The sequence below is a fragment of the Pseudomonas brassicacearum genome (assembly GCF_918698105.1).
Classification (GTDB): Bacteria; Pseudomonadota; Gammaproteobacteria; order Pseudomonadales; family Pseudomonadaceae; genus Aquipseudomonas; species Aquipseudomonas brassicacearum_F.
In genome coordinates this window covers 57,922-78,487 of sequence record NZ_CAKKMI010000001.1, presented here as the reverse complement: position 1 = coordinate 78,487, position 20,566 = coordinate 57,922, and the positions used below count along the sequence as shown (strand labels likewise).

At 59.1% G+C, this 20,566-nt stretch carries 16 protein-coding genes; 11 read left to right on the top strand and 5 right to left on the bottom strand.

Annotated features, from left to right (window positions below):
* Window positions 1–6: 6 nt before the first annotated feature.
* From dnaN to gabP, 4 genes are all read left to right on the top strand, one after another.
* Window positions 7–1,110, top strand: coding sequence for a DNA polymerase III subunit beta (dnaN, locus tag LQ215_RS00355; RefSeq protein ID WP_003196145.1), 1,104 nt, complete (start codon window positions 7–9; stop codon window positions 1,108–1,110).
* Between the two features lie 9 nt (window positions 1,111–1,119).
* On the top strand, window positions 1,120–2,223 hold the full coding sequence (gene recF / locus LQ215_RS00350) for a DNA replication/repair protein RecF (protein ID WP_003196148.1): 1,104 nt from the start codon (window positions 1,120–1,122) through the stop codon (window positions 2,221–2,223).
* A gap of 5 nt (window positions 2,224–2,228) precedes the next feature.
* A complete protein-coding gene (gene gyrB, locus LQ215_RS00345; RefSeq protein WP_230146903.1) occupies window positions 2,229–4,646 on the top strand; it encodes a DNA topoisomerase (ATP-hydrolyzing) subunit B in 2,418 nt (805 codons plus the stop codon).
* A gap of 301 nt (window positions 4,647–4,947) precedes the next feature.
* The gene (gabP, locus tag LQ215_RS00340) at window positions 4,948–6,342 is read left to right on the top strand and encodes a GABA permease (protein WP_230146902.1); all 1,395 of its coding nucleotides are present in this window, start codon (window positions 4,948–4,950) and stop codon (window positions 6,340–6,342) included.
* Between the two features lie 53 nt (window positions 6,343–6,395).
* Here the strand turns inward: gabP and LQ215_RS00335 are convergent, their stop codons facing one another.
* Window positions 6,396–7,130, bottom strand: coding sequence for a response regulator transcription factor (locus LQ215_RS00335; protein ID WP_230146901.1), 735 nt, complete (start codon window positions 7,128–7,130; stop codon window positions 6,396–6,398).
* A gap of 208 nt (window positions 7,131–7,338) precedes the next feature.
* Here LQ215_RS00335 and LQ215_RS29575 point away from each other — a divergent pair, with 208 nt between their 5' ends.
* A complete protein-coding gene (locus tag LQ215_RS29575) occupies window positions 7,339–8,856 on the top strand; it encodes an ATP-binding protein (RefSeq protein ID WP_436839551.1) in 1,518 nt (505 codons plus the stop codon).
* A gap of 201 nt (window positions 8,857–9,057) precedes the next feature.
* Here LQ215_RS29575 and LQ215_RS00320 read toward each other — a convergent pair whose 3' ends face one another.
* From LQ215_RS00320 to glyQ, 4 genes are all read right to left on the bottom strand, one after another.
* Window positions 9,058–9,837 carry a lysophospholipid acyltransferase family protein gene (locus LQ215_RS00320; RefSeq protein WP_230146900.1) on the bottom strand — a complete coding sequence of 260 codons (780 nt, stop codon included), beginning with the start codon at window positions 9,835–9,837 and terminating at the stop codon, window positions 9,058–9,060.
* Between the two features lie 80 nt (window positions 9,838–9,917).
* On the bottom strand, window positions 9,918–10,457 hold the full coding sequence (gmhB, locus tag LQ215_RS00315; RefSeq protein WP_230147013.1) for a D-glycero-beta-D-manno-heptose 1,7-bisphosphate 7-phosphatase: 540 nt from the start codon (window positions 10,455–10,457) through the stop codon (window positions 9,918–9,920).
* Between the two features lie 4 nt (window positions 10,458–10,461).
* The gene (glyS, locus tag LQ215_RS00310) at window positions 10,462–12,513 is read right to left on the bottom strand and encodes a glycine--tRNA ligase subunit beta (protein ID WP_230146899.1); all 2,052 of its coding nucleotides are present in this window, start codon (window positions 12,511–12,513) and stop codon (window positions 10,462–10,464) included.
* A complete protein-coding gene (gene glyQ, locus LQ215_RS00305; protein ID WP_003177094.1) occupies window positions 12,510–13,463 on the bottom strand; it encodes a glycine--tRNA ligase subunit alpha in 954 nt (317 codons plus the stop codon). Before glyQ ends, glyS begins: the two co-directional genes overlap by 4 nt.
* Before the next feature lie 81 nt (window positions 13,464–13,544).
* On the opposite strand from glyQ, the gene LQ215_RS00300 reads away from it, so the two are divergent.
* The 6 genes from LQ215_RS00300 to LQ215_RS00275 all read left to right on the top strand — a co-directional run bounded on the left by LQ215_RS00300 (window position 13,545) and on the right by LQ215_RS00275 (window position 20,465).
* On the top strand, window positions 13,545–14,102 hold the full coding sequence (locus LQ215_RS00300) for a DNA-3-methyladenine glycosylase I (protein ID WP_030139014.1): 558 nt from the start codon (window positions 13,545–13,547) through the stop codon (window positions 14,100–14,102).
* A 43-nt stretch (window positions 14,103–14,145) separates the two neighbouring features.
* Window positions 14,146–15,033 (top strand): lysophospholipid acyltransferase, encoded by an 888-nt coding sequence (locus LQ215_RS00295; protein ID WP_003196168.1) that lies wholly within the window; start codon window positions 14,146–14,148, stop codon window positions 15,031–15,033.
* 353 nt (window positions 15,034–15,386) lie between these two features.
* Complete coding sequence (locus tag LQ215_RS00290) at window positions 15,387–16,433, top strand: NAD(P)/FAD-dependent oxidoreductase (RefSeq protein ID WP_230146898.1); 1,047 nt, start codon at window positions 15,387–15,389, stop codon at window positions 16,431–16,433.
* Window positions 16,434–17,426: 993 nt separating this feature from the next.
* Window positions 17,427–18,983 (top strand): methyl-accepting chemotaxis protein, encoded by a 1,557-nt coding sequence (locus LQ215_RS00285; protein WP_230146897.1) that lies wholly within the window; start codon window positions 17,427–17,429, stop codon window positions 18,981–18,983.
* A gap of 175 nt (window positions 18,984–19,158) precedes the next feature.
* A complete protein-coding gene (locus LQ215_RS00280) occupies window positions 19,159–19,512 on the top strand; it encodes a VOC family protein (protein WP_230146896.1) in 354 nt (117 codons plus the stop codon).
* Window positions 19,513–19,676: 164 nt separating this feature from the next.
* Window positions 19,677–20,465: an SDR family NAD(P)-dependent oxidoreductase gene (locus tag LQ215_RS00275; RefSeq protein ID WP_230146895.1), complete on the top strand. Its 789-nt coding sequence runs from the start codon at window positions 19,677–19,679 to the stop codon at window positions 20,463–20,465.
* Window positions 20,466–20,566: the final 101 nt, after the last annotated feature.

Sequence of the window (20,566 nt, the reverse complement as noted above, 5' to 3'; positions counted from 1 at the left end):
TAGACCATGCATTTCACCATTCAACGCGAAGCCCTGTTGAAACCCCTGCAACTGGTCGCAGGCGTCGTCGAACGCCGCCAGACCTTGCCGGTACTTTCCAACGTGCTGCTGGTTGTCGAAGGCCAGCAATTGTCGCTGACCGGTACCGACCTGGAAGTCGAGCTGGTCGGTCGTGTGCAACTTGAAGAACCGGCCGATCCGGGTTCCATCACCGTGCCGGCGCGCAAGCTGATGGACATCTGCAAGAGCCTGCCCAACGACGCGCTGATCGACATCAAGGTCGATGAGCAGAAGCTCGTGGTCAAGGCCGGTCGCAGCCGCTTCACCTTGTCCACGCTGCCAGCCAATGATTTCCCGACCGTGGAAGAAGGCCCGGGTTCGCTGACCTGCAGCCTGGACCAGAGCAAATTGCGTCGCCTGATCGAACGCACCAGTTTCGCCATGGCCCAGCAGGACGTGCGTTATTACCTCAACGGCATGCTCCTGGAAGTGTCTGCCGGCGTCATCCGCGCCGTCGCCACCGACGGCCACCGCCTGGCCATGTGCTCGATGCAGGCCGATATCGGTCAGCCGGATCGCCACCAGGTGATCGTGCCGCGCAAAGGTATCCTGGAACTGGCCCGCCTGCTGACCGAGCCGGACGGCAACGTCAGCATCGTGCTGGGCCAGCACCACATCCGCGCCACCACCGGCGAGTTCACCTTCACGTCGAAGCTGGTAGACGGCAAATTCCCGGACTACGAGCGCGTACTGCCAAAAGGCGGCGACAAGCTGGTCCTGGGCGATCGCCAGGCGCTGCGCGAAGCTTTCAGCCGTACCGCGATTCTCTCCAACGAGAAGTACCGTGGTATCCGCCTGCAACTGGCCAATGGTCAGCTCAAGATCCAGGCGAACAACCCGGAGCAGGAAGAAGCGGAAGAAGAAGTAGGCGTTGAGTACAACGGCGGCTCCCTGGAAATCGGCTTCAACGTCAGCTACCTGCTCGACGTGCTGGGCGTGATGACCACCGAGCAAGTGCGTCTGATCCTGTCCGACTCCAACAGCAGTGCGCTGGTGCAAGAGTCCGATAACGACGATTCGGCTTACGTTGTCATGCCGATGCGTCTGTAATCAAACTAGATGTCCTTAAGTCGCGTCTCGGTCACCGCGGTGCGCAATCTGCACCCGGTGACCTTCTCCCCTTCCCCCCGCATCAATATCCTTTACGGCGCCAACGGCAGCGGCAAAACCAGCGTCCTGGAGGCCGTGCACCTGCTCGGGCTTGCCCGTTCGTTTCGCAGCACCCGCCTGTTACCGGTCATCCAGTACGATCAACTGGCATGTACGGTGTTTGGGCAGGTGGAACTGGCAGAAGGCGGCCATAGCGCCCTGGGGATATCGCGGGACCGGCAAGGCGAGTTCCAGATCCGCATCGATGGGCAGAACGCTCGCAGCGCGGCACAGCTGGCCGAGATCCTGCCATTGCAGTTGATCAACCCGGACAGCTTCCGTCTGTTGGAAGGCGCGCCGAAGATTCGTCGACAATTTCTCGACTGGGGCGTGTTCCACGTGGAACCGCGGTTCATGACCACTTGGCAACGCCTGCAGAAGGCGCTGCGCCAGCGAAACTCTTGGCTGCGACATGGTACACTTGACGCCGTTTCGCAAGCGGTTTGGGATAGGGAACTGTGCCAGGCCAGCGCTGAAATCGATGAATACCGCCGCGCTTACATCAAAGCCTTGAAACCGGTCTTCGAGCAGACCTTGAGCGAGCTGGTTGAGCTTGAGGGCCTGACGCTCAGCTATTACCGAGGCTGGGACAAGGACCGGGAACTGAGCACCGTGTTGGCTGGCTCGCTGCAGCGGGACCAGCAGATGGGCCATACCCAGGCCGGACCACAACGTGCTGACTTGCGTCTCAGATTGGGCGCACATAACGCCGCGGACATCTTGTCCCGGGGGCAGCAAAAGTTGGTGGTCTGTGCCTTGCGCATAGCCCAGGGGCATCTGGTCAGCCAGGCCCGCCGCGGTCAGTGTATTTATCTGGTGGATGACTTGCCGTCCGAGCTGGACGAAGCCCACCGCCGCGCGCTATGCCGCTTGCTGGAAGACTTACGCTGCCAGGTGTTCATCACTTGTGTAGACCACGAATTATTGAGGGAAGGCTGGCAGACGGAAACGCCAGTCGCTCTGTTCCACGTGGAACAGGGCCGTATCACCCAGACCCACGACCATCGGGAGTGAAGGCATTGAGCGAAGAAAATACGTACGACTCAACGAGCATTAAAGTGCTGAAAGGCCTGGATGCCGTACGCAAACGTCCCGGTATGTACATTGGTGACACCGACGATGGTAGCGGCCTGCACCACATGGTGTTCGAGGTGGTCGACAACTCCATCGACGAAGCCCTCGCCGGCCATTGCGACGACATCAGCATCATCATCCACCCGGATGAGTCCATCACCGTTCGCGACAACGGCCGTGGCATCCCGGTAGACGTGCATAAAGAGGAAGGCGTTTCCGCCGCCGAGGTCATCATGACCGTCCTCCACGCAGGCGGTAAGTTTGACGACAACTCCTACAAGGTATCCGGCGGTCTGCACGGCGTAGGTGTATCGGTGGTGAACGCCCTGTCCGAACAGCTGGTCCTTACTGTTCGCCGTAGCGGCAAAATCTGGGAACAGACCTACGTCCACGGCGTGCCTCAGGCACCGATGGCGATCGTTGGCGACAGCGAGTCCACCGGCACCCAGATCCACTTCAAGGCGTCGAGCGACACCTTCAAGAATATCCACTTCAGCTGGGACATCCTGGCCAAGCGGATTCGTGAACTGTCCTTCCTCAACTCCGGTGTCGGCATCGTCCTCAAGGACGAGCGCAGCGGCAAGGAAGAGCTGTTCAAGTACGAAGGCGGCCTGCGTGCGTTCGTTGAGTACCTGAACACCAACAAGACCCCGGTCAACCAGGTGTTCCACTTTAACGTCCAGCGTGAAGACGGCATCGGCGTGGAAATCGCCCTGCAGTGGAACGACAGCTTCAACGAGAACCTGTTGTGCTTCACCAACAACATCCCGCAGCGCGACGGCGGTACCCACCTGGTGGGCTTCCGTTCGGCGCTGACTCGTAACCTGAACAACTACATCGAACAGGAAGGGCTGGCGAAGAAGCATAAAGTCGCCACCACCGGTGACGATGCCCGTGAAGGCCTGACCGCGATCATTTCGGTGAAGGTGCCGGATCCGAAGTTCAGCTCCCAGACCAAGGACAAGCTGGTGTCTTCCGAAGTGAAGACCGCAGTTGAACAGGAGATGGGCAAGTACTTCTCCGACTTCCTGCTGGAAAACCCGAACGAAGCCAAGCTGGTGGTCGGCAAGATGATCGACGCCGCCCGTGCCCGTGAAGCGGCGCGCAAGGCCCGTGAGATGACCCGCCGCAAAGGCGCGCTGGACATCGCCGGCTTACCGGGCAAACTGGCCGACTGCCAGGAAAAGGACCCTGCCCTGTCCGAGCTGTACCTGGTGGAAGGTGACTCTGCTGGCGGTTCCGCCAAGCAGGGTCGCAACCGCCGCACCCAGGCCATCCTGCCGCTCAAGGGCAAGATCCTGAACGTCGAGAAGGCACGCTTCGACAAGATGATTTCCTCCCAGGAAGTCGGCACCTTGATCACGGCGTTGGGCTGCGGCATTGGCCGCGAAGAGTACAACATCGACAAGCTGCGCTATCACAACATCATCATCATGACCGATGCTGACGTCGACGGTTCGCACATCCGTACCCTGCTGCTGACCTTCTTCTTCCGTCAGCTGCCGGAGTTGATCGAGCGCGGCTACATCTACATCGCCCAGCCGCCGCTGTACAAGGTCAAGAAAGGCAAGCAAGAGCAATACATCAAAGACGACGACGCCATGGAAGAGTACATGACGCAGTCGGCCCTGGAAGACGCGAGCCTGCACCTGAACGAAGATGCCCCAGGCATTTCCGGTGAAGCCCTTGAGCGCCTGGTGAATGACTTCCGCCTGGTGATGAAGACCCTCAAGCGTCTGTCGCGCCTGTACCCGCAGGAACTGACCGAGCACTTCATCTACCTACCGGCCGTGAGCCTGGAGCAACTGTCCGATCACGCAGCGATGCAAGATTGGCTGGCCCAGTACGAAGTACGCCTGCGTACCGTCGAAAAATCCGGCCTGGTCTACAAAGCCAGCCTGCGCGAAGACCGTGAACGTAACGTCTGGCTGCCGGAGGTCGAATTGATCTCCCACGGCCTGTCGAACTACGTCACCTTCAACCGCGACTTCTTCGGCAGCAACGACTACAAGACCGTCGTATCCCTGGGCGCGCAACTGAGCACGCTGCTGGACGAAGGTGCGTACATCCAACGCGGTGAACGCAAGAAGGCCGTGACCGAGTTCAAGGAAGCCCTTGAATGGTTGATGGCCGAAAGCACCAAGCGCCACACCATCCAGCGATACAAAGGTCTGGGCGAGATGAACCCGGATCAGCTGTGGGAAACCACCATGGACCCAAGCTCGCGCCGGATGCTGAAAGTCACCATCGAAGACGCCATTGGCGCGGACCAGATCTTCAACACCCTGATGGGTGATGCGGTCGAGCCTCGTCGTGACTTCATCGAGAGCAATGCCTTGGCGGTGTCCAACCTGGATTTCTGATCCTTCAGCAACGTCTGCTCCAAAAAAAGCCAACGCTCATGCGTTGGTTTTTTTTTACGTTTGAAAAACCTGCACCATTTTCAGGCCTGTGGGTAAAAGTGGTGTAACTCGGTAACACCTTGGCACAAAGCCTTCATGTTCAATAGGTTAGGAATTGGATGAGAGCCCCGGATAACAGGGGTCTCGGATTTTCTGGCGCAAAACTTGCGTGTTAAATAACTTACACTCCGTTTCATTAAATTGACAGGGAAGCGGTGGGTACGAGGTGACACGAATAAATCCAATTCCAAGGGTAGTCTCAATGAGCGGTACGCAAACTTCCAATCATCTGGAGCAAGGGCTCAAACCCCGGCATGTGACGATGCTATCCATCGCCGGAGTCATCGGCGCTGGTCTTTTCGTGGGCTCCGGCCACGCTATCGCAGCGGCTGGTCCGGCCGTTCTGTTGGCTTACGCTGCTGCGGGTGCCCTGGTGGTGCTGGTGATGCGGATGCTGGGCGAAATGGCGGTGGCGTCGCCGGACACTGGCTCCTTCTCGACCTATGCTGACCGTGCGATTGGTCATTGGGCCGGTTTCACCATCGGCTGGCTCTACTGGTGGTTCTGGGTCCTGGTGATTCCGCTGGAGGCCAACGCCGCCGCGACGATCCTGCATGCCTGGTTTCCGAATGTGGCGATCTGGGCCTTCACCTTGGTCATCACCCTGCTGCTGACCGTCACCAACCTGTTCAGCGTGAAGAATTACGGTGAGTTCGAGTTCTGGTTCGCCTTGGTCAAGGTGGTGGCGATCATCGGCTTCATCGGCCTGGGTGTGATGGCGATCTTCGGCTTGCTGCCGACTAGCCAGGTCAGCGGTGTTTCGCACCTGTTCGACACCCAGGGCTTCCTGCCCAACGGTATGGGCGCGGTGTTGGGGGCGATCCTGACCACCATGTTTTCGTTCATGGGCACCGAGATCGTGACCATCGCGGCGGCCGAATCGAAGAACCCGGGCCAGCAGATTTCCAAGGCGACCAACTCGGTCATTTGGCGGATTGGCTTGTTCTATCTCGTGTCCATCTTCATCGTTGTTGCCCTGGTGCCTTGGAACGATCCGCTCCTGGCCAGCGTCGGTTCCTACCAGACGGTGCTGGAGCGCATGGGCATTCCCAATGCCAAGCTGATCGTCGACATCGTGGTCCTGGTGGCGGTCACCAGCTGCCTGAACTCGGCGCTGTATACGGCTTCGCGGATGATGTTCTCGTTGGGCAAGCGCGGTGATGCGCCGGCCGTTTCCCAGCGCACCAACAAGAGCGGTACGCCTTACTGGGCGGTGATGCTGTCGACCGGGGCGGCCTTCCTCGCCGTGTTCGCCAACTATGTGGCGCCGGCCGCGGTCTTCGAATTCCTGCTGGCCAGCTCCGGCGCCATTGCGTTGCTGGTGTACCTGGTCATCGCGATTTCGCAGCTGCGTATGCGCAAACAACGCATGGCCCGTGGTGAAAAGGTCGCCTTCAGCATGTGGCTGTTCCCCGGCCTGACCTACGCGGTGATCGTCTTCATCGTCGGGGCCTTGACCATCATGCTGTTCCAGGAAGCCCACCGTGTGGAAATTCTCGCGACGGGGCTGCTCAGCGTACTGGTCGTCGCGTCCGGGTTGCTGGTGCAACGCCGTCGGCTCGCAAGAGCAGGAAGCTTGGTGCGGACGATCGGTTGATATCTATTTGTGGCGAGGGGATAAATCCCCTCGCCACGGATGTAATCAAACACCTAGCTCGCCACAGACGCTTCGCTCCCCGCCGCCACACTTTCCAACCGATACCCATACCCATAAATCGTCAGCAGTTGCCAACCCCGGTCTGCCGTCAGGCCGAGCTTGTTGCGCAGGCGATAGATGTGGGTGTCGAGCGGGCGGGACGAGGTCATTTCCTCGTGGGTCCAGAAGCGTTCGTAGAAATACTCCCGGGACAGCGGCCGGCCCAGGTTGGCGAACAGGCACCGGGCCAGGCGGTATTCCCGCTCGGTCAGGCTGATGGGAATGCCGGCGCGGGTGATGGTCAGCTCGGCGTCGTCGAACGCCAGGTCGTTGAACACCAGCACGTCGCTGGCGGGCGCGCGCTGCAGGTTGTGACGGCGCAGCACAGCGGTGACCCGGGCCTTGAGCTCGTTGGGCCGGAAGGGTTTACTCACATAGTCGTCAGCACCAGCGTTGAGGGCCTGGACGATATCGTGCTCGCCGTCACGGCTGGTCAGCATGATGGCCGCCGGTGGCGAGTCCATGTGTTCGCGGGTCCAGCGCAGCAGCGAAAGCCCGCTGAAGTCTGGCAGTTGCCAGTCGAGGATCAGCAGGTCGAAGGTTTCCCGGCGCAGTTGCCGCAGCAAGTCCTCGCCTCGCTCAAAGCTGTGCAAGGTCCAGGCTTGCTCGCCCCTGCCAGGGATCTGTTGCAGGGTCTGTTCTACCCGGCGCAGCTCGGCCGGTTCATCGTCCAGTATGGCGACACGCATGAAATGCGATTCCTTGATCTCGAGAGTAACGGACATCTTCAGGTGGCAATGGCTGATTCGTTGTCATTGACCTGTCGCTGGCTGCGACAATACCGGCTCGCGGCACAGAGGGAAAGGCAGCAGTACGCCACCCATCGAGTCCGTTATAGTCGTGGGCTTTGCAGGCCTGTGAAGAAATCCCCAGTCCTTGAGGTTGGCCAGGAGGCCTATGAGTAACCAGCGTCGCCGTGAAAGTCGTGAGCCGACCCAGGTCCAGCGGTTGTTTCGTCAGTTGGTGCGGGAATGGTTGTGGATAAGTCTGTTGCTGTTGCCGCTGACGGCCTTGCTGTCATTGAGCAGCCAAATAACGGGCAACCGTTCGGGCGCCGCGTTGTTGTCGGTGGGCCTGGTGGGCAGTGTATTGGGCTTGTTGCTGCTGCGCCCGCGCCTGGCCCTGTGGACAACAGTGGGCGGCATGAGCTTGGCCTTGTTGATCAGTGCCATGCTGGGCGCGCGAGGCTGGTGGTGGTCGCCCATGGCAAGTGTGCTGGGCATCATGTTCGGCTACCTGATCTGGAATTGGCGGCGCTTGAGCGTGGTGCTGGCCTATTTCGGCTGGGAGCTGGCACGCCTGGATGCGGAGCCCAAGGTCTTCCCGGAACGTCGCCGCGCCTCCTACACCGGCAGCGACCGTTTGCAGGGTCAGATCATGGCCCTGGAACAAGCCATGAGCCGAACCCGCGACACCCGGCGCTTCATTGCCGATGGCCTGGAATACCTGCCCGTGGCAACCATGATCAGCGATCCTCAAGGCATGCTGTTGCTCGGCAATCGCAAGGCGCGCGAGCTGTTCGGCCATGATTTGGCGGGCGGCGACGTGCTCGAGCATCTCGGGCGATTGGGTTATCCAGGGTTGGAGCATGGGGGGCGTCACCGGTTATCCACATTGCCCTTGGTGGAGTTTCGCGACATTCGCGAGCGCAGCTTGCGCCTGGAACGGGCGGCTTTGTTGCCGGTTGATGGCGATGCGCCGATTGGCTGGTTGTTGAGCCTCACGGACCTGAGCGCCGAACGTGAGGCTGAAGAACAGCGCAGCGTCATGCTGCGTTTTCTCTCCCACGACTTGCGCGCCCCGCACTCGGCGATCCTGGCATTGCTCGATGTGCAGCGGCACCAGGTCGCTGGGGATAATCCATTGTTCGACCAGATCGAGCGCCAGGTACGTCGCGCCCTGGAGCTGACCGAGGGCTTCGTGCAACTGGCCAAGGCCGAATCCGAGGCGTATCAATTCCAGCCGACGCTGTTCGCCATGCTGGTGCTGGATGTACTCGACCAGGCGCTGCCCATCGCCCAGGCCAAGCGCATCCAGTTGATTCATGAAATAGAGGATGAAGAGGCGATGGTGAGGACGGATCAGCCGTTGCTGACCCGTGCCCTGTTCAATCTGCTGGAAAATGCCATCAAGTACAGCGCGCCCGACACCTGCATTTCGCTGCAGGTTCATTGCCCTCCGGGCTGGCTGATCTGCAATATCGCCGACCAGGGCAAGGGCATCAGCGCCGAAGAACTGCCAGACCTGTTCAGGCAGTACCGACGGTTTTCGTCGGCCCAGGGTGTCGATGGCATTGGCTTGGGATTATCGATGGTCAAGGCCGTGGTTGATCATCACGAGGGGCAGATCGAGTGCCATAGCGTAGTGGGTAAAGGCACGACGTTCAGCCTGCGCTTCCCGTTACTGGAAGAATAAAAGATCGCAGCCTTCGGCAGCTCCTACAGACGTAAACCAATCCCTGTAGGAGCTGCCGAAGGCTGCGATCTTTTGGTGCTATAAAAACTTATGCACCTAACTGTCGGTTTTATGTGTTTAGGAAATATGTATTAAAAACAAAGACATACAGCATAAAAGCAACGAATTTCGAAAAAACGGTACACAGGTTATCCACAGATCTCAAATAGCGGCTTGTTCCGTGGGGACTTCCGTGACAGGGCCAGGAGGCAGCGAGCCCATTTCCCGTTGCGTCTGTTCATTCCAGGCTTGTACGCGGTCATTGAGCTCGGCGATGGCGCGGGGCCCAGTGCCTTCGGCATACATCGGTGCGCCGATCACCACGGTAATGACGCCCGGTTTCCTGATCCAGCCAGCCTTGGGCCAGAATTTGCCGGCATTGTGTGCAATCGGCAGCACGGGAAGATCGGCGTTCACGGCCAATGCCGAACCGCTGCGGGAAAATTTGCCGACGGTTCCATAAGGAACACGGGTGCCCTCGGGGAAGATCAGCACCCAAACGTTATCTCTGAGCAGTTCGTCGCCCTTCTTCGCGACCTGCTTGAGGGCCGCCTTGGGGTTGTCGCGGTCGATGGCAATCGGGCGCAGCATCGCCATGGCCCAGCCGAAGAACGGCACGAACAACAGTTCACGCTTGAGCACTTGGCTCAGCGGTTCGAAATAGGCCGAGAGAAAGAACGTCTCCCAGGTGCTCTGGTGGTTGGACTGGATCACGCAGGGCCGGTCAGGCACGTTCTCGGCACCTTTGACTTCATAGCTGATGCCAAGGAACACCTTGCTCAACCACAGTGCGCAGCGGCACCAGTACACATTGATGAATCGGTAGCGCGCCTTAAATGGCAAGAACGGCGCGATGAAAAAACTCAGGGAGCACCACAGCAAGGAACTGGTGCCCAACAGCAGGTAAAAGAGAAAGGCTCTGATGGCCTGCAATATCGACATAGCGGCATTTACCGTTGCGGGCAATGCCCGCCTGTTCAAGCGCTTCCCGAACAATCCTTGATCAGGTTGTCTTGGGAGCTCTAATTGTGGATAAGTTCAGCGGCAATCGCCGCCAAGTCGTCAAAAATCAAGGTGCCCACCGGTAGGGTCTTGCCCAGAGTCTTTTCGCCTTTCCCGGTCTTTACCAAAACTGGCTGACAATCGACGGCCTTGGCCGCCTCCAGGTCACCGAGGCTGTCGCCGACGAACCACACCCCCGCCAATGCCACATCGTAATGCGCGGCAATGGTTTTCAACATGCCCGGCTTGGGCTTGCGGCATTCGCAACCGTCATCCGGACCGTGCGGGCAATAGACGATCAGCCCGACTTCCCCGCCCTGCTCCGCCACCAATGCACGCAGGTGCTCGTGCATGGCTTCGAGCACGGCGAGGTCATAGTAACCGCGGGCAATGCCCGACTGGTTGGTGGCAACCGCCACCGTCCAGCCGGCCTTGCTCAACTGCGCGATGGCTTCGATCGAACCGGGCAGCGGCAACCACTCCTCCACCGATTTGATGTAAGCGTCGGAGTCGTGATTGATCACCCCGTCCCGATCGAGAATCAGCAGTTTCAACAGCAGCTCCTCAACCCAGCACGGAAATATCGGCAATATTGAGGAACAGGCTGCGCAGGCGTGCCAGCAATGCATAACGATTCTTGCGAACGTCTTCGTTGTCCGCATTCACCATCACGGCTTCAAAGAACGCATCGACCGGCTCACGCAGTGCCGCCAGGCGTGCCAGTGCTTCGGCATACTCGCGTTTTTCCATCAGCGGTTGCACCGACGCATACGCCTGTTGAATCGCCGAGTTGAGCGAAAACTCGGCGGCATTATCAAAGTAACGGGCTTCAACGGCTTTGACGGAAGGCTCGGCCTTGCTCAGCAGGTTCGACACACGCTTGTTCACCGACGCCAACGCTGCCGCTTCCGGCAATTTGCGGAACGCCTGCACCGCTTGTACGCGCTGGTCGAAGTCCAGGGCCGAACCTGGTTTCAGGGCACGCACCGACAGGTAGGTCGCAACGTCGACGCCTTCGTCTTCATAACGCGCACGCAGGCGGTCGAAGATGAATTCCAGCACCGCATCGGCCAGGCCGGCAGCCTTGACCTTGCTGCCGAACGCATTGACGGCGAACGCCACGGCGTCGTTCAGGTCCAGGTCCAGCTGCTTGTCGATCAGGATCCGCAACACACCCAGCGCCGCGCGACGCAAGGCATAAGGGTCTTTGCTGCCGGTGGGCAGCATGCCGATACCGAAGATGCCGACCAGGGTGTCGAGCTTGTCAGCGATCGCCACGGCCGCACCGGTCAGGGTGGTCGGCAGCTCAGCGCCCGCACCGCGCGGCATGTACTGCTCGTTCAGGGCCAGGGCCACGTCTTGCGGCTCGCCATCGTTGAGGGCGTAGTAGTAACCGGCGACGCCTTGCATCTCCGGGAACTCACCGACCATCTCGGTGGACAGGTCGCACTTGGACAGGATACCGGCACGGGCCGCGCGCTGGGCGTCGCCGCCGATGCGTGGGGCGATGAACGCCGCCAGTTTCGACACGCGCTCGGCCTTGTCGTAGACGCTGCCGAGTTTTTCCTGGAACACCACGTTGCGCAGGCGCTCGTTGAAGCTTTCCAGGGGTTGTTTCTTGTCTTGCTTGAAGAAGAATTCGGCATCGGTCAGGCGCGGGCGAACGACTTTTTCGTTACCGGCGATGATCTGCTGCGGGTCCTTGCTTTCGATGTTGGCGACCGTGATGAAGCGCGGCAGCAACTTGCCTTCGGCGTCCAGCAGGCAGAAGTACTTCTGGTTGTCCTGCATGGTGGTGATCAGCGCTTCCTGCGGCACTTCAAGGAAACGTTCCTCGAACGAGCACACCAGCGGCACCGGCCATTCCACCAGCGCGGTCACTTCGTCCAGCAGGTTGGCCGGCACGATGGCGGTGCCTTCCTGCAGGGTGGCCAGCTCTTTGGTGCGCTTGCTGATCAGTTCGCGGCGCTCGTTGGCGTCGGCCAGCACGTAGGCGGCACGCAGGTCGGCCAGGTAGTTGGCCGGCGAGGTGATGCGCACGCTTTGCGGATGATGGAAGCGGTGGCCGCGGGAATCGCGACCGGCCTTCTGGGCCAGGATCGTGCAATCGATGACCTGGTCACCGAGCAACATCACCAGCCATTGGGTCGGGCGCACGAACTCTTCCTTGCGCGCGGCCCAGCGCATGCGCTTGGGGATCGGCAAGTCATTGAGGGAGTCTTCGACGATGGTCGGCAACAGGCTGGCGGTCGGCTTGCCCTTGATGCTCTGGCTATAGCGCAGCTTCGGGCCGCTCTGGTCGATTTCGCTCAGGTCCACGCCGCACTTCTTGGCGAAGCCCAGGGCAGCTTGGGTCGGGTTGCCGTCGGCATCGAACGCGGCCTGGCGTGGCGGGCCGTCGAGGTTGATGCTGCGGTCTGGCTGCTGGGTCGCCAGGGCGGTAATCAGCACGGCCAGGCGGCGCGGCGCGGCGTACACCTGTTTGGCTTCGTAGCTCAGGCCGGCGGCTTGCAGGCCTTTGTCGATACCGGCCAGGAACGCATCGGCCAGGGTGTTCAGGGCTTTGGGTGGCAGTTCTTCGGTGCCCAGTTCAACCAGAAAATCTTGAGCACTCATTGTGCAGCCTCCAGCTTAGCCAACACTTCATCACGCAGGTCCGGGGTCGCCATCGGGAAGCCCAGCTTGGCACGGGCCAGCAGGTAGGCTTGCGCAACGGAACGCGCCAGGGTGCGTACACGCAGGATGTATTGCTGGCGCGCGGTCACGGAAATCGCCCGGCGTGCGTCCAGCAGGTTGAAGGTATGGGACGCCTTCAACACCATTTCATAGCTCGGCAACGGCAGCGGCTGGTCCAGCTCGATCAGGCGCTTGGCTTCGCTTTCATAGAAATCGAACAGCTCGAACAGCTTCTCGACGTTGGCGTGTTCGAAGTTGTAGGTCGACTGCTCCACTTCGTTCTGGTGGAACACATCGCCATAGGTCACTTTGCCGAACGGGCCGTCGGCCCACACCAGGTCGTAGACCGAGTCCACACCCTGCAGGTACATGGCCAGGCGTTCCAGGCCGTAGGTGATTTCGCCGGTGACCGGGTAGCACTCGATGCCGCCCGCTTGCTGGAAGTAGGTGAACTGGGTCACTTCCATGCCGTTGAGCCAGACTTCCCAGCCCAGGCCCCAGGCGCCCAGGGTTGGCGATTCCCAGTTGTCTTCGACGAAACGAATGTCATGCACCAGCGGGTCGAGGCCCACGTGCTTGAGCGAGCCCAGGTACAGTTCCTGGAAGTTTTCCGGGTTCGGCTTCAGCACGACCTGGAACTGGTAGTAGTGCTGCAGACGGTTCGGGTTTTCGCCGTAGCGGCCGTCAGTCGGGCGGCGGCTGGGCTGCACATAAGCGGCGTTCCAGGTTTCCGGGCCGATGGCACGCAGAAACGTGGCAGTGTGGAAAGTGCCGGCGCCTACTTCCATATCGTAGGGCTGAAGTACCACGCAACCTTGCTCGGCCCAGTATTGCTGGAGGGCGAGGATCAAGTCTTGGAAGGTACGCACGGCTGGCGTAGGCTGGCTCACGAAATTCACCTGTTTCTTGGGCTGCGATTTAAAGAGCGGGAGTATACCCGATTCGTTCGTGCGCACGCCCCCTGGAGCCTTATGCCACGCTGCTTTTGGTGTTCTGACGATCCGTTGTACATGGCTTATCACGATCAGGAGTGGGGCACGCCGCTGCGCGATGCGCAGGGTTTGTTCGAGTTGCTTTTGCTCGAAGGGTTCCAGGCCGGGTTGTCCTGGATCACCGTTTTGCGCAAACGCGAGCGCTACCGGGAGGTGCTGTATGGCTTCGATGTGCAGCGGGTGGCGCAGATGAGCGACGCCGAAATCGATGAACTGATGCTCGACCCCGGCATCATCCGCAACCGCCTCAAGCTCAAGGCGGCCCGCCGCAACGCCCAGGCCTGGCTGGCGTTGGAAGACCCGGTGGCGTTTCTCTGGTCGTTCGTGGGCGACAAACCCATCATCAACCATTTCAAGGACCGCACCGAAGTGCCGGCCATTACGCCCGAGGCGCTGGCGATGAGCAAAGGTTTGAAAAAAGCCGGGTTTACCTTCGTCGGGCCGACTATTTGTTATGCGCTGATGCAGGCCTCGGGCATGGTTATGGACCACACCCAGGATTGCGACCGCTACGCCGAGTTGGTAAACGGCGGTTAGAATAGCCGGCTCGCAACACGGCCCATACATTCAGGAGTGACCTGTGGATAAGTTGAAAGGCGCCTTGCTGGTCGGCGCTCTGCGGTTGTTTGCGCTGCTGCCCTGGCGGGCGGTGCAAGCGGTGGGCTCGGCCATTGGCTGGTTCATGTGGAAGCTGCCCAACCGCTCCCGCGACGTGGTGCGGATCAACCTCGCCAAATGTTTTCCCGAGATGGACCCGGCCGAGCGCGAACGCCTGGTGGGCCAGAGCCTCAAGGACATCGGCAAGTCCCTGACCGAAAGCGCCTGCGCCTGGATCTGGCCGGCCCAACGCTCCATCGACCTGGTGCGTGAAGTCGAAGGTCTGGAGGTGCTGAAAGAAGCGCTGGCCTCCGGTAAAGGCGTGGTGGGCATCACCAGCCACCTGGGCAACTGGGAAGTGCTCAACCACTTCTATTGCAGCCAGTGCAAACCGATCATTTTCTACCGCCCGCCCAAACTCAAGGCGGTGGATGAACTGCTGCGCAAGCAGCGCGTGCAACTGGGCAACAAAGTCGCCGCATCCACCAAGGAAGGCATCCTCAGCGTCATCAAGGAAGTGCGCAAGGGCGGCCAGGTGGGCATCCCCGCCGACCCGGAACCGGCCGAATCCGCCGGTATCTTCGTGCCTTTCTTTGCCACCCAGGCCCTGACCAGCAAGTTCGTACCGAACATGCTCGCCGGTGGCAAAGCGGTCGGCGTCTTCCTCCACGCCCTGCGCCTGCCGGACGGCTCCGGCTACAAAGTCATCCTCGAAGCCGCGCCGGAGGCGATGTACAGCACCGACACCGAAACCGCCTGCGCGGCCATGAGCCAAGTGGTGGAGCGCTACGTGCGGGCCTACCCGAGCCAGTACATGTGGAGCATGAAACGCTTCAAGAAACGCCCGCCGGGCGAGGCGCGGTGGTACTGAAGGCCTGTTGCCTCCTATGAGTGGGATTGTGGTGAATGCAGGATCTGTGAACACCCAAGAACCCCTGTGGGAGCGAGCTTGCTCGCGATGACGGCGGCACACTCGACATCGATGCAAGCAGACCCACCGCTATCGCGAGCAAGCTCGCTCCCACAGTTTTTTCGGATTGTTCACAGACCCTGCATCCACCACAAATCCCTGTGGGAGCGAGCCTGCTCGCGATAGCGCCCTGACAGCCGCAGCCTAACTAACTGACCCGACCCTCCAGTGGCGAGGGAGCTTGCTCCCGCCGGGCTGCGCAGCAGCCCCAACCGGGCTAACGTATTCCCCCAGGCAAACCCAACGGAGGCCGAATGGATAACGCTCCAGGCAAGCACGTCATCGTCATCGGTGCCGGCATCGTCGGCGCATCCCTGGCCTACCATCTGGCGACCCATGGCGCGAAAGTCACGGTGGTCGAGGCCGAAGGCATCGCGTCAGGCGTGACCGGCAGCTCATTCGCCTGGATCAACAGCTCTCATGGCGAACCCGACCCCATTGCGCCATTGCGCGGCGCTGCCATCGAGGAATACCGCCGACTCGAAACGCAACTGCCCGGCCTGAAGATCCAATGGACTGGCGCCCTCTCTTACGGCCCGAGTTCAACAGCTTCGGCAAACCGGATATCCCGATCACAGATTCGTGAACTTGAGCCAAACCTCAAGAACCCTCCTCAACACGCTTCGTATGCGGCAGAAGAAGGAGCGCTGGACGCCGTAGCAGCAACCCATGCGCTGATCGCTGGCGCCCAGGCCAACGGCGCGAAAGTGCTCACTCAAACGCCGGTTCTCGGCTTTAAAACCCTGGGTTCCAGCGTGTGGGGCGTTGAAACCGCCGCGGGCGTCATCGAAGCCGATATCGTCGTATTGGCAGCCGGGACAGGCATCACGAAGTTGACCGACCTGCTTGAAGTCTGCCTGCCCATAGACGCCTCCCCGGCAATTTTCATCCGCTACACCTCGCCACCCAACCTGGTACGCACCCTCATCTCCAGCCCTGAAATGGAAGTGAGGCAAACCCCGGAGGGTGCGTTGCTGGCGGCCGAAGACTACCTGGACAACGCCTTGGAAAACCAACCATCGGAGATCGCGATGCGCACCGCCAACGCCGTCAAAAGCGAGCTCCACGGCGTTGTCACCCTTGATCTGCAATCGGCTCGTGTCGGATACAGACCAATGCCTGCCGATGACATCCCCATCATTGGTTATCTTCCGCAGGTCGGCGGCGTCTACGTGTGCGTCATGCACCCCGGCGTTACCTTGGCCGCGATTGTGGGTCGTCTTGCCAGTGAAGAGATCGTCGGCGACAAGGCTTGCTCTGCCCTCAACCCCTGCCGTCCGGATCGTTTTTTCCAAGCTTAGTGAGGGTTGGCCTAAGTTCGCTTACTCCCAAATCAGCCAAGGAGGCGTCATACTCCTGAACGCGTTGACCAAAACCTTTCGTTCATTAGACTGGGCATCATTGAGGTACTTTAGTTCGCGTTCCATTGGACTCACGTAAGTTCGGTGTATTCCCGCTATAGCTGCTAGCTCTTCTTGAAAGATTATAGGTATCGTCGACGACCGGACCTTAAATGCAGACCCGCCATACCCTCCCCTCACCATAAAGCAGTCAGTAATTAAAGCGTCATAAACCCAATGAATAACTACTGCCAAGAGCAGTCTATTTCTGCGCTGCCTTGCTAGCCATAAGTCGAATACAGCCTTCATAAACTGAGCTTTATAGTGCGCGACGCAAAAACAATCTCGACCTTGAATTAATCACGGATGGTTTATGTCGCTAAAAAAAGTCAAGACTAAAGCGCTTCCAATCACTGAGGAGTTATTGCAATTGCTACGGGCCACACAACACGCTCAGGTTGTATGGAGCGTCGCCGTCAATGATATTGACGCGTCATGTGATGAGGTATGGATTGCTCGAATGTGGGAGGTCGAGGGCCTCGAAGCCCGATACAGAGCCTGCCAAGACCGGCTATTTTTTTACCTGAAGCAAGCCATCGAGGTTTAAAGCTTCCGTCACACACTGCACTGTTTTCGTGCTTGCACTATAAATATGGGCCCAGCAGAACCGAACGATCATGAACATTCGACTAAAGAACTAGACAGTTTATGGGTGTTTGAAATGACACCTTAGTTTCTGAGTGGACCTCTCCCGGAACAGGCGGCAGGCTGGGCGCTGTATCCTTTCAGCTAGCTCTTAATCGAGTCGCCCTCGACAACAGTATATTTTTTACATATGAGGCTAACTTGCCCTCCAGCGTATTTTTTCTGCCGCTCTAAAACTAAAGCATTCAGGCTCATGGTCGACACTCCGAATGCCATGTTCAATCAATCTGAGTTACGACTGGAGTCTCTATGTTTGGCTGGATCAGCAACATCCGTGTCAGCGCGAAATTAAGCTTGGGCTTCGGCCTGGTACTAGGGCTTGCGCTGTTACTCGCTTCCACGGGTTGGTATGCCATTGCGACGTTGACCGACCGCGGCGTTAAAATCGAGAAAATTGCTCAGATCAGCGATTACACCAAAGACCTGCGAATCAGTCGTTTACGTCTAGGTGCAAACCCTCAACCCGATGCCTATCAACCGCTGCAGAAAATTCTGGACAACCTGGCAGCCCATTTGCAAAACATCAACACCCAGTTCACTGCCCCGATTGACCGGGAGCTGATTCAACAACAGCACACATCCGTCAAAGAGTACGGCCAACTGCTGCTTGATCTGGCCAAACCCAATGCTGACCAAGTGTCCATTTATAAACGCATGGGGCAACTCGGTGATCTGTTGCTCGATACGACGCAAAAACTCATCGATTCGCAGAATACCAAGCGCGATGCCGACGCTGCGTCTGCCAAGGTTTTGCTGGGGCTTGTCGCTGCCTTGACGTTGCTGCTGGGCGCACTTGCTGCGTGGATCATTACCCAACAAATCGTTAACCCACTGCAGTACACGCTGCAGGCCGTGAATCGTATTGCCAGGGGGGATTTGAGTGAGCCTGTGCAGGTCAACCGGCGTGATGAGTTGGGTCAGCTGCAATCAGGTCTTCAGCAGATGATGCTCAACCTTCATGAACTGATCGAGGGCATTCGATCCGGCGTCATTCAGGTTGCCAGTGCTGCCGAACAACTGTCGGCGGTCACCGAGCAAACCAATGCGGGCGTCAATAATCAGAAAACCGAAACGGATCATGTCGCCACCGCGATGAGCGAAATGACCGCAACGGTGCAAAACGTCGCTCGCGATGCTGAAGAGGCCTCAACTGCCGCGTCCGCCGCGGATCAGCAAGCCTCTGAGGGAGAGCAAATCGTGAATGAGGCCATAGCGCAGATCAAGCGCTTGGCCGAAGAACTCAATCAGTCGGCCGATGCTGTACGTCATCTCCAGGAACAAAGTGAAAAAATCGGTGGGGTACTCGATGTGATAAAGGCGGTGGCCCAGCAAACCAATCTGCTGGCGCTGAACGCGGCCATTGAAGCCGCACGCGCCGGCGAGGCTGGCCGTGGCTTTGCGGTGGTAGCAGACGAGGTGCGCAGTCTTGCCTTACGCACCCAGCGTTCAACTGAAGAAATTGAAAGTCTGGTGGCCGGTGTACAGAGTGGTACTCATGCCGTTGCCTCAGGCATGGAAAGCAGCCAACTGTTGGGCGAGAGCAGCGTCGAATTTACCCATCGCGCGGTGATCGCCCTGGAAAACATCACGAGTAAAGTATCGATCATCCAGGCCATGAATCAGCAAATCGCCACCGCAGCGGAGCAGCAAAGCGCAGTCGCCGAGGAAATCAACCGCAGTGTCATCAACGTTCGCGACATCTCCGAGCAGACGGCAAGCACCTGCGAGGAAACTGCTTCTTCAAGTACCGAACTCGCCCGGCTGGGTCATGAACTGGAAAGACTGGTAGGACGCTTTAAAGTGTAGACGTGGCAGAGATGGCGCCGTATTGCACCCGCAATGCCTCAGGTTTCACGGGTACCGGCGCCAGCTGTGTTCCTTCTCTGCCCTCAACTCCTGTCGTCCGGATCGATTTTTCCAAGCTCGGTGAGGGGGAAATGGCCTAAGCTCGCTTACTCCCAAATCAGCCAAGGAAGCGTCAATGGGCATTCAAGGTAAAGACCGTCAGATCGATAACATCGAGTTCAATGTCAGCGACATCGCCCGCAGCAAAGCCTTCTATGCAAGCGTGTTCGGCTGGAGTTTCGTCGACTACGGCCCGACTTATACCGAATTCAGCGACGGTCGCCTGACCGGTGGCTTCACGACCGGTGAACCGGTGTGCCCGGGCGGCCCGTTGATCATCTTGTATGCGGATGACCTTGAGGCTACCCAACTCAGGCTCAAGGCCACAGGAGCGACCATCAGCCGTGAAGTGTTCGCTTTCCCGGGGGGCCGACGTTTCCACTTTATCGATCCGGATGGTTATGAGCTGGCGGTGTGGTCGGCTTCCTGATGGTTGATTGATCACGAGGAGGCGCAAAGCCTCAATCGTGTCCATGATTAAGGGCCTGCGATATCGGCGACGTTGGGATGCACAGCCATCTCTAAATCCGTCGGACTACCGTCCAGTCAGAAATATCGCACTTCCTCTGGTTCATTAATCAAGGAGTCCCCCTCATGAACATCGACTTCACCGGCCGTCACGTGTTGGTCACTGGGTCCACCAGCGGTATTGGGTTCGCGACAGCCAAAGGCTTTCTGGAAGCCGGCGCCCAAGTGGTTATCAACGGTCGCAGCGCAAGCAGCGTGGAGGATGCGTTGCAGCGCTTGGGCGCCCTCGCTTCAAGGGCCGATGGCTTTGTTGGCGATCTGAGCAACGCGCCGGGCTGCCAGGCACTGATCGCCAAATACCCACGCTTCGATATCGTCATCAACAACCTGGGCATTTTCAAACTGGAAGACTTTTTCGAGACGCCGGACAGCGAATGGCAGCGCTTCTTCGAGACCAATGTGATGTCGGGCGTGCGTGTTTCCAGGGCCTACGCACCGGGCATGGTCGAGCGCGGTTGGGGGCGGATTGTGTTTGTCTCGTCGGAATCGGGCGTGAACATTCCCGCGGACATGATCCATTACGGCTTCACCAAGACCGCCCAACTCTCAATCGCTCGCGGCCTGGCCAAGCGCCTTGCTGGCACGGGCGTGACGGTGAACTCGGTGTTGCCTGGACCGACGCTTTCCGAAGGCGTTGCCCAGATGCTCCAGGCGGACGTCGATCGCAGCGGGGAAAGCCTGGAAAAGGTCGCGGCAGACTTCGTCAAAGAGCACCGCAGTACCTCGATCATCCAGCGCGCGGCACGCGTCGAGGAAGTCGCCAACATGATCATCTACGCCAGCTCGGAACAGGCCTCGGCCACTACTGGCGCGGCGTTGCGTGTTGATGGTGGGGTGGTGGATAGCATCGTTTAGGATCCCATGACACGTTGCAAAAAAAACGCCGCTTGCTCATGAGAGATAAGCGGCGTTTTTTGTTTTGGAAGCAACATGGGTTGATTCGACCGGCTTTTGGA

Excerpts from the sequence above, each read along its gene's own strand:
- dnaN (WP_003196145.1), top strand. The coding sequence starts at position 7 with ATGCATTTCACCATTCAACGCGAAGCCCTGTTGAAACCCCTGCAACTG.
- recF (WP_003196148.1), top strand. The coding sequence starts at position 1,120 with ATGTCCTTAAGTCGCGTCTCGGTCACCGCGGTGCGCAATCTGCACCCG.
- gabP (WP_230146902.1), top strand. The coding sequence starts at position 4,948 with ATGAGCGGTACGCAAACTTCCAATCATCTGGAGCAAGGGCTCAAACCC.
- LQ215_RS00335 (WP_230146901.1), bottom strand. The coding sequence starts at position 7,130 with ATGCGTGTCGCCATACTGGACGATGAACCGGCCGAGCTGCGCCGGGTA.
- LQ215_RS29575 (WP_436839551.1), top strand. The coding sequence starts at position 7,339 with ATGAGTAACCAGCGTCGCCGTGAAAGTCGTGAGCCGACCCAGGTCCAG.
- LQ215_RS00320 (WP_230146900.1), bottom strand. The coding sequence starts at position 9,837 with ATGTCGATATTGCAGGCCATCAGAGCCTTTCTCTTTTACCTGCTGTTG.
- glyS (WP_230146899.1), bottom strand. The coding sequence starts at position 12,513 with ATGAGTGCTCAAGATTTTCTGGTTGAACTGGGCACCGAAGAACTGCCA.
- LQ215_RS00300 (WP_030139014.1), top strand. The coding sequence starts at position 13,545 with ATGCCACGCTGCTTTTGGTGTTCTGACGATCCGTTGTACATGGCTTAT.
- LQ215_RS00290 (WP_230146898.1), top strand. The coding sequence starts at position 15,387 with ATGGATAACGCTCCAGGCAAGCACGTCATCGTCATCGGTGCCGGCATC.
- LQ215_RS00285 (WP_230146897.1), top strand. The coding sequence starts at position 17,427 with ATGTTTGGCTGGATCAGCAACATCCGTGTCAGCGCGAAATTAAGCTTG.
- LQ215_RS00280 (WP_230146896.1), top strand. The coding sequence starts at position 19,159 with ATGGGCATTCAAGGTAAAGACCGTCAGATCGATAACATCGAGTTCAAT.
- LQ215_RS00275 (WP_230146895.1), top strand. The coding sequence starts at position 19,677 with ATGAACATCGACTTCACCGGCCGTCACGTGTTGGTCACTGGGTCCACC.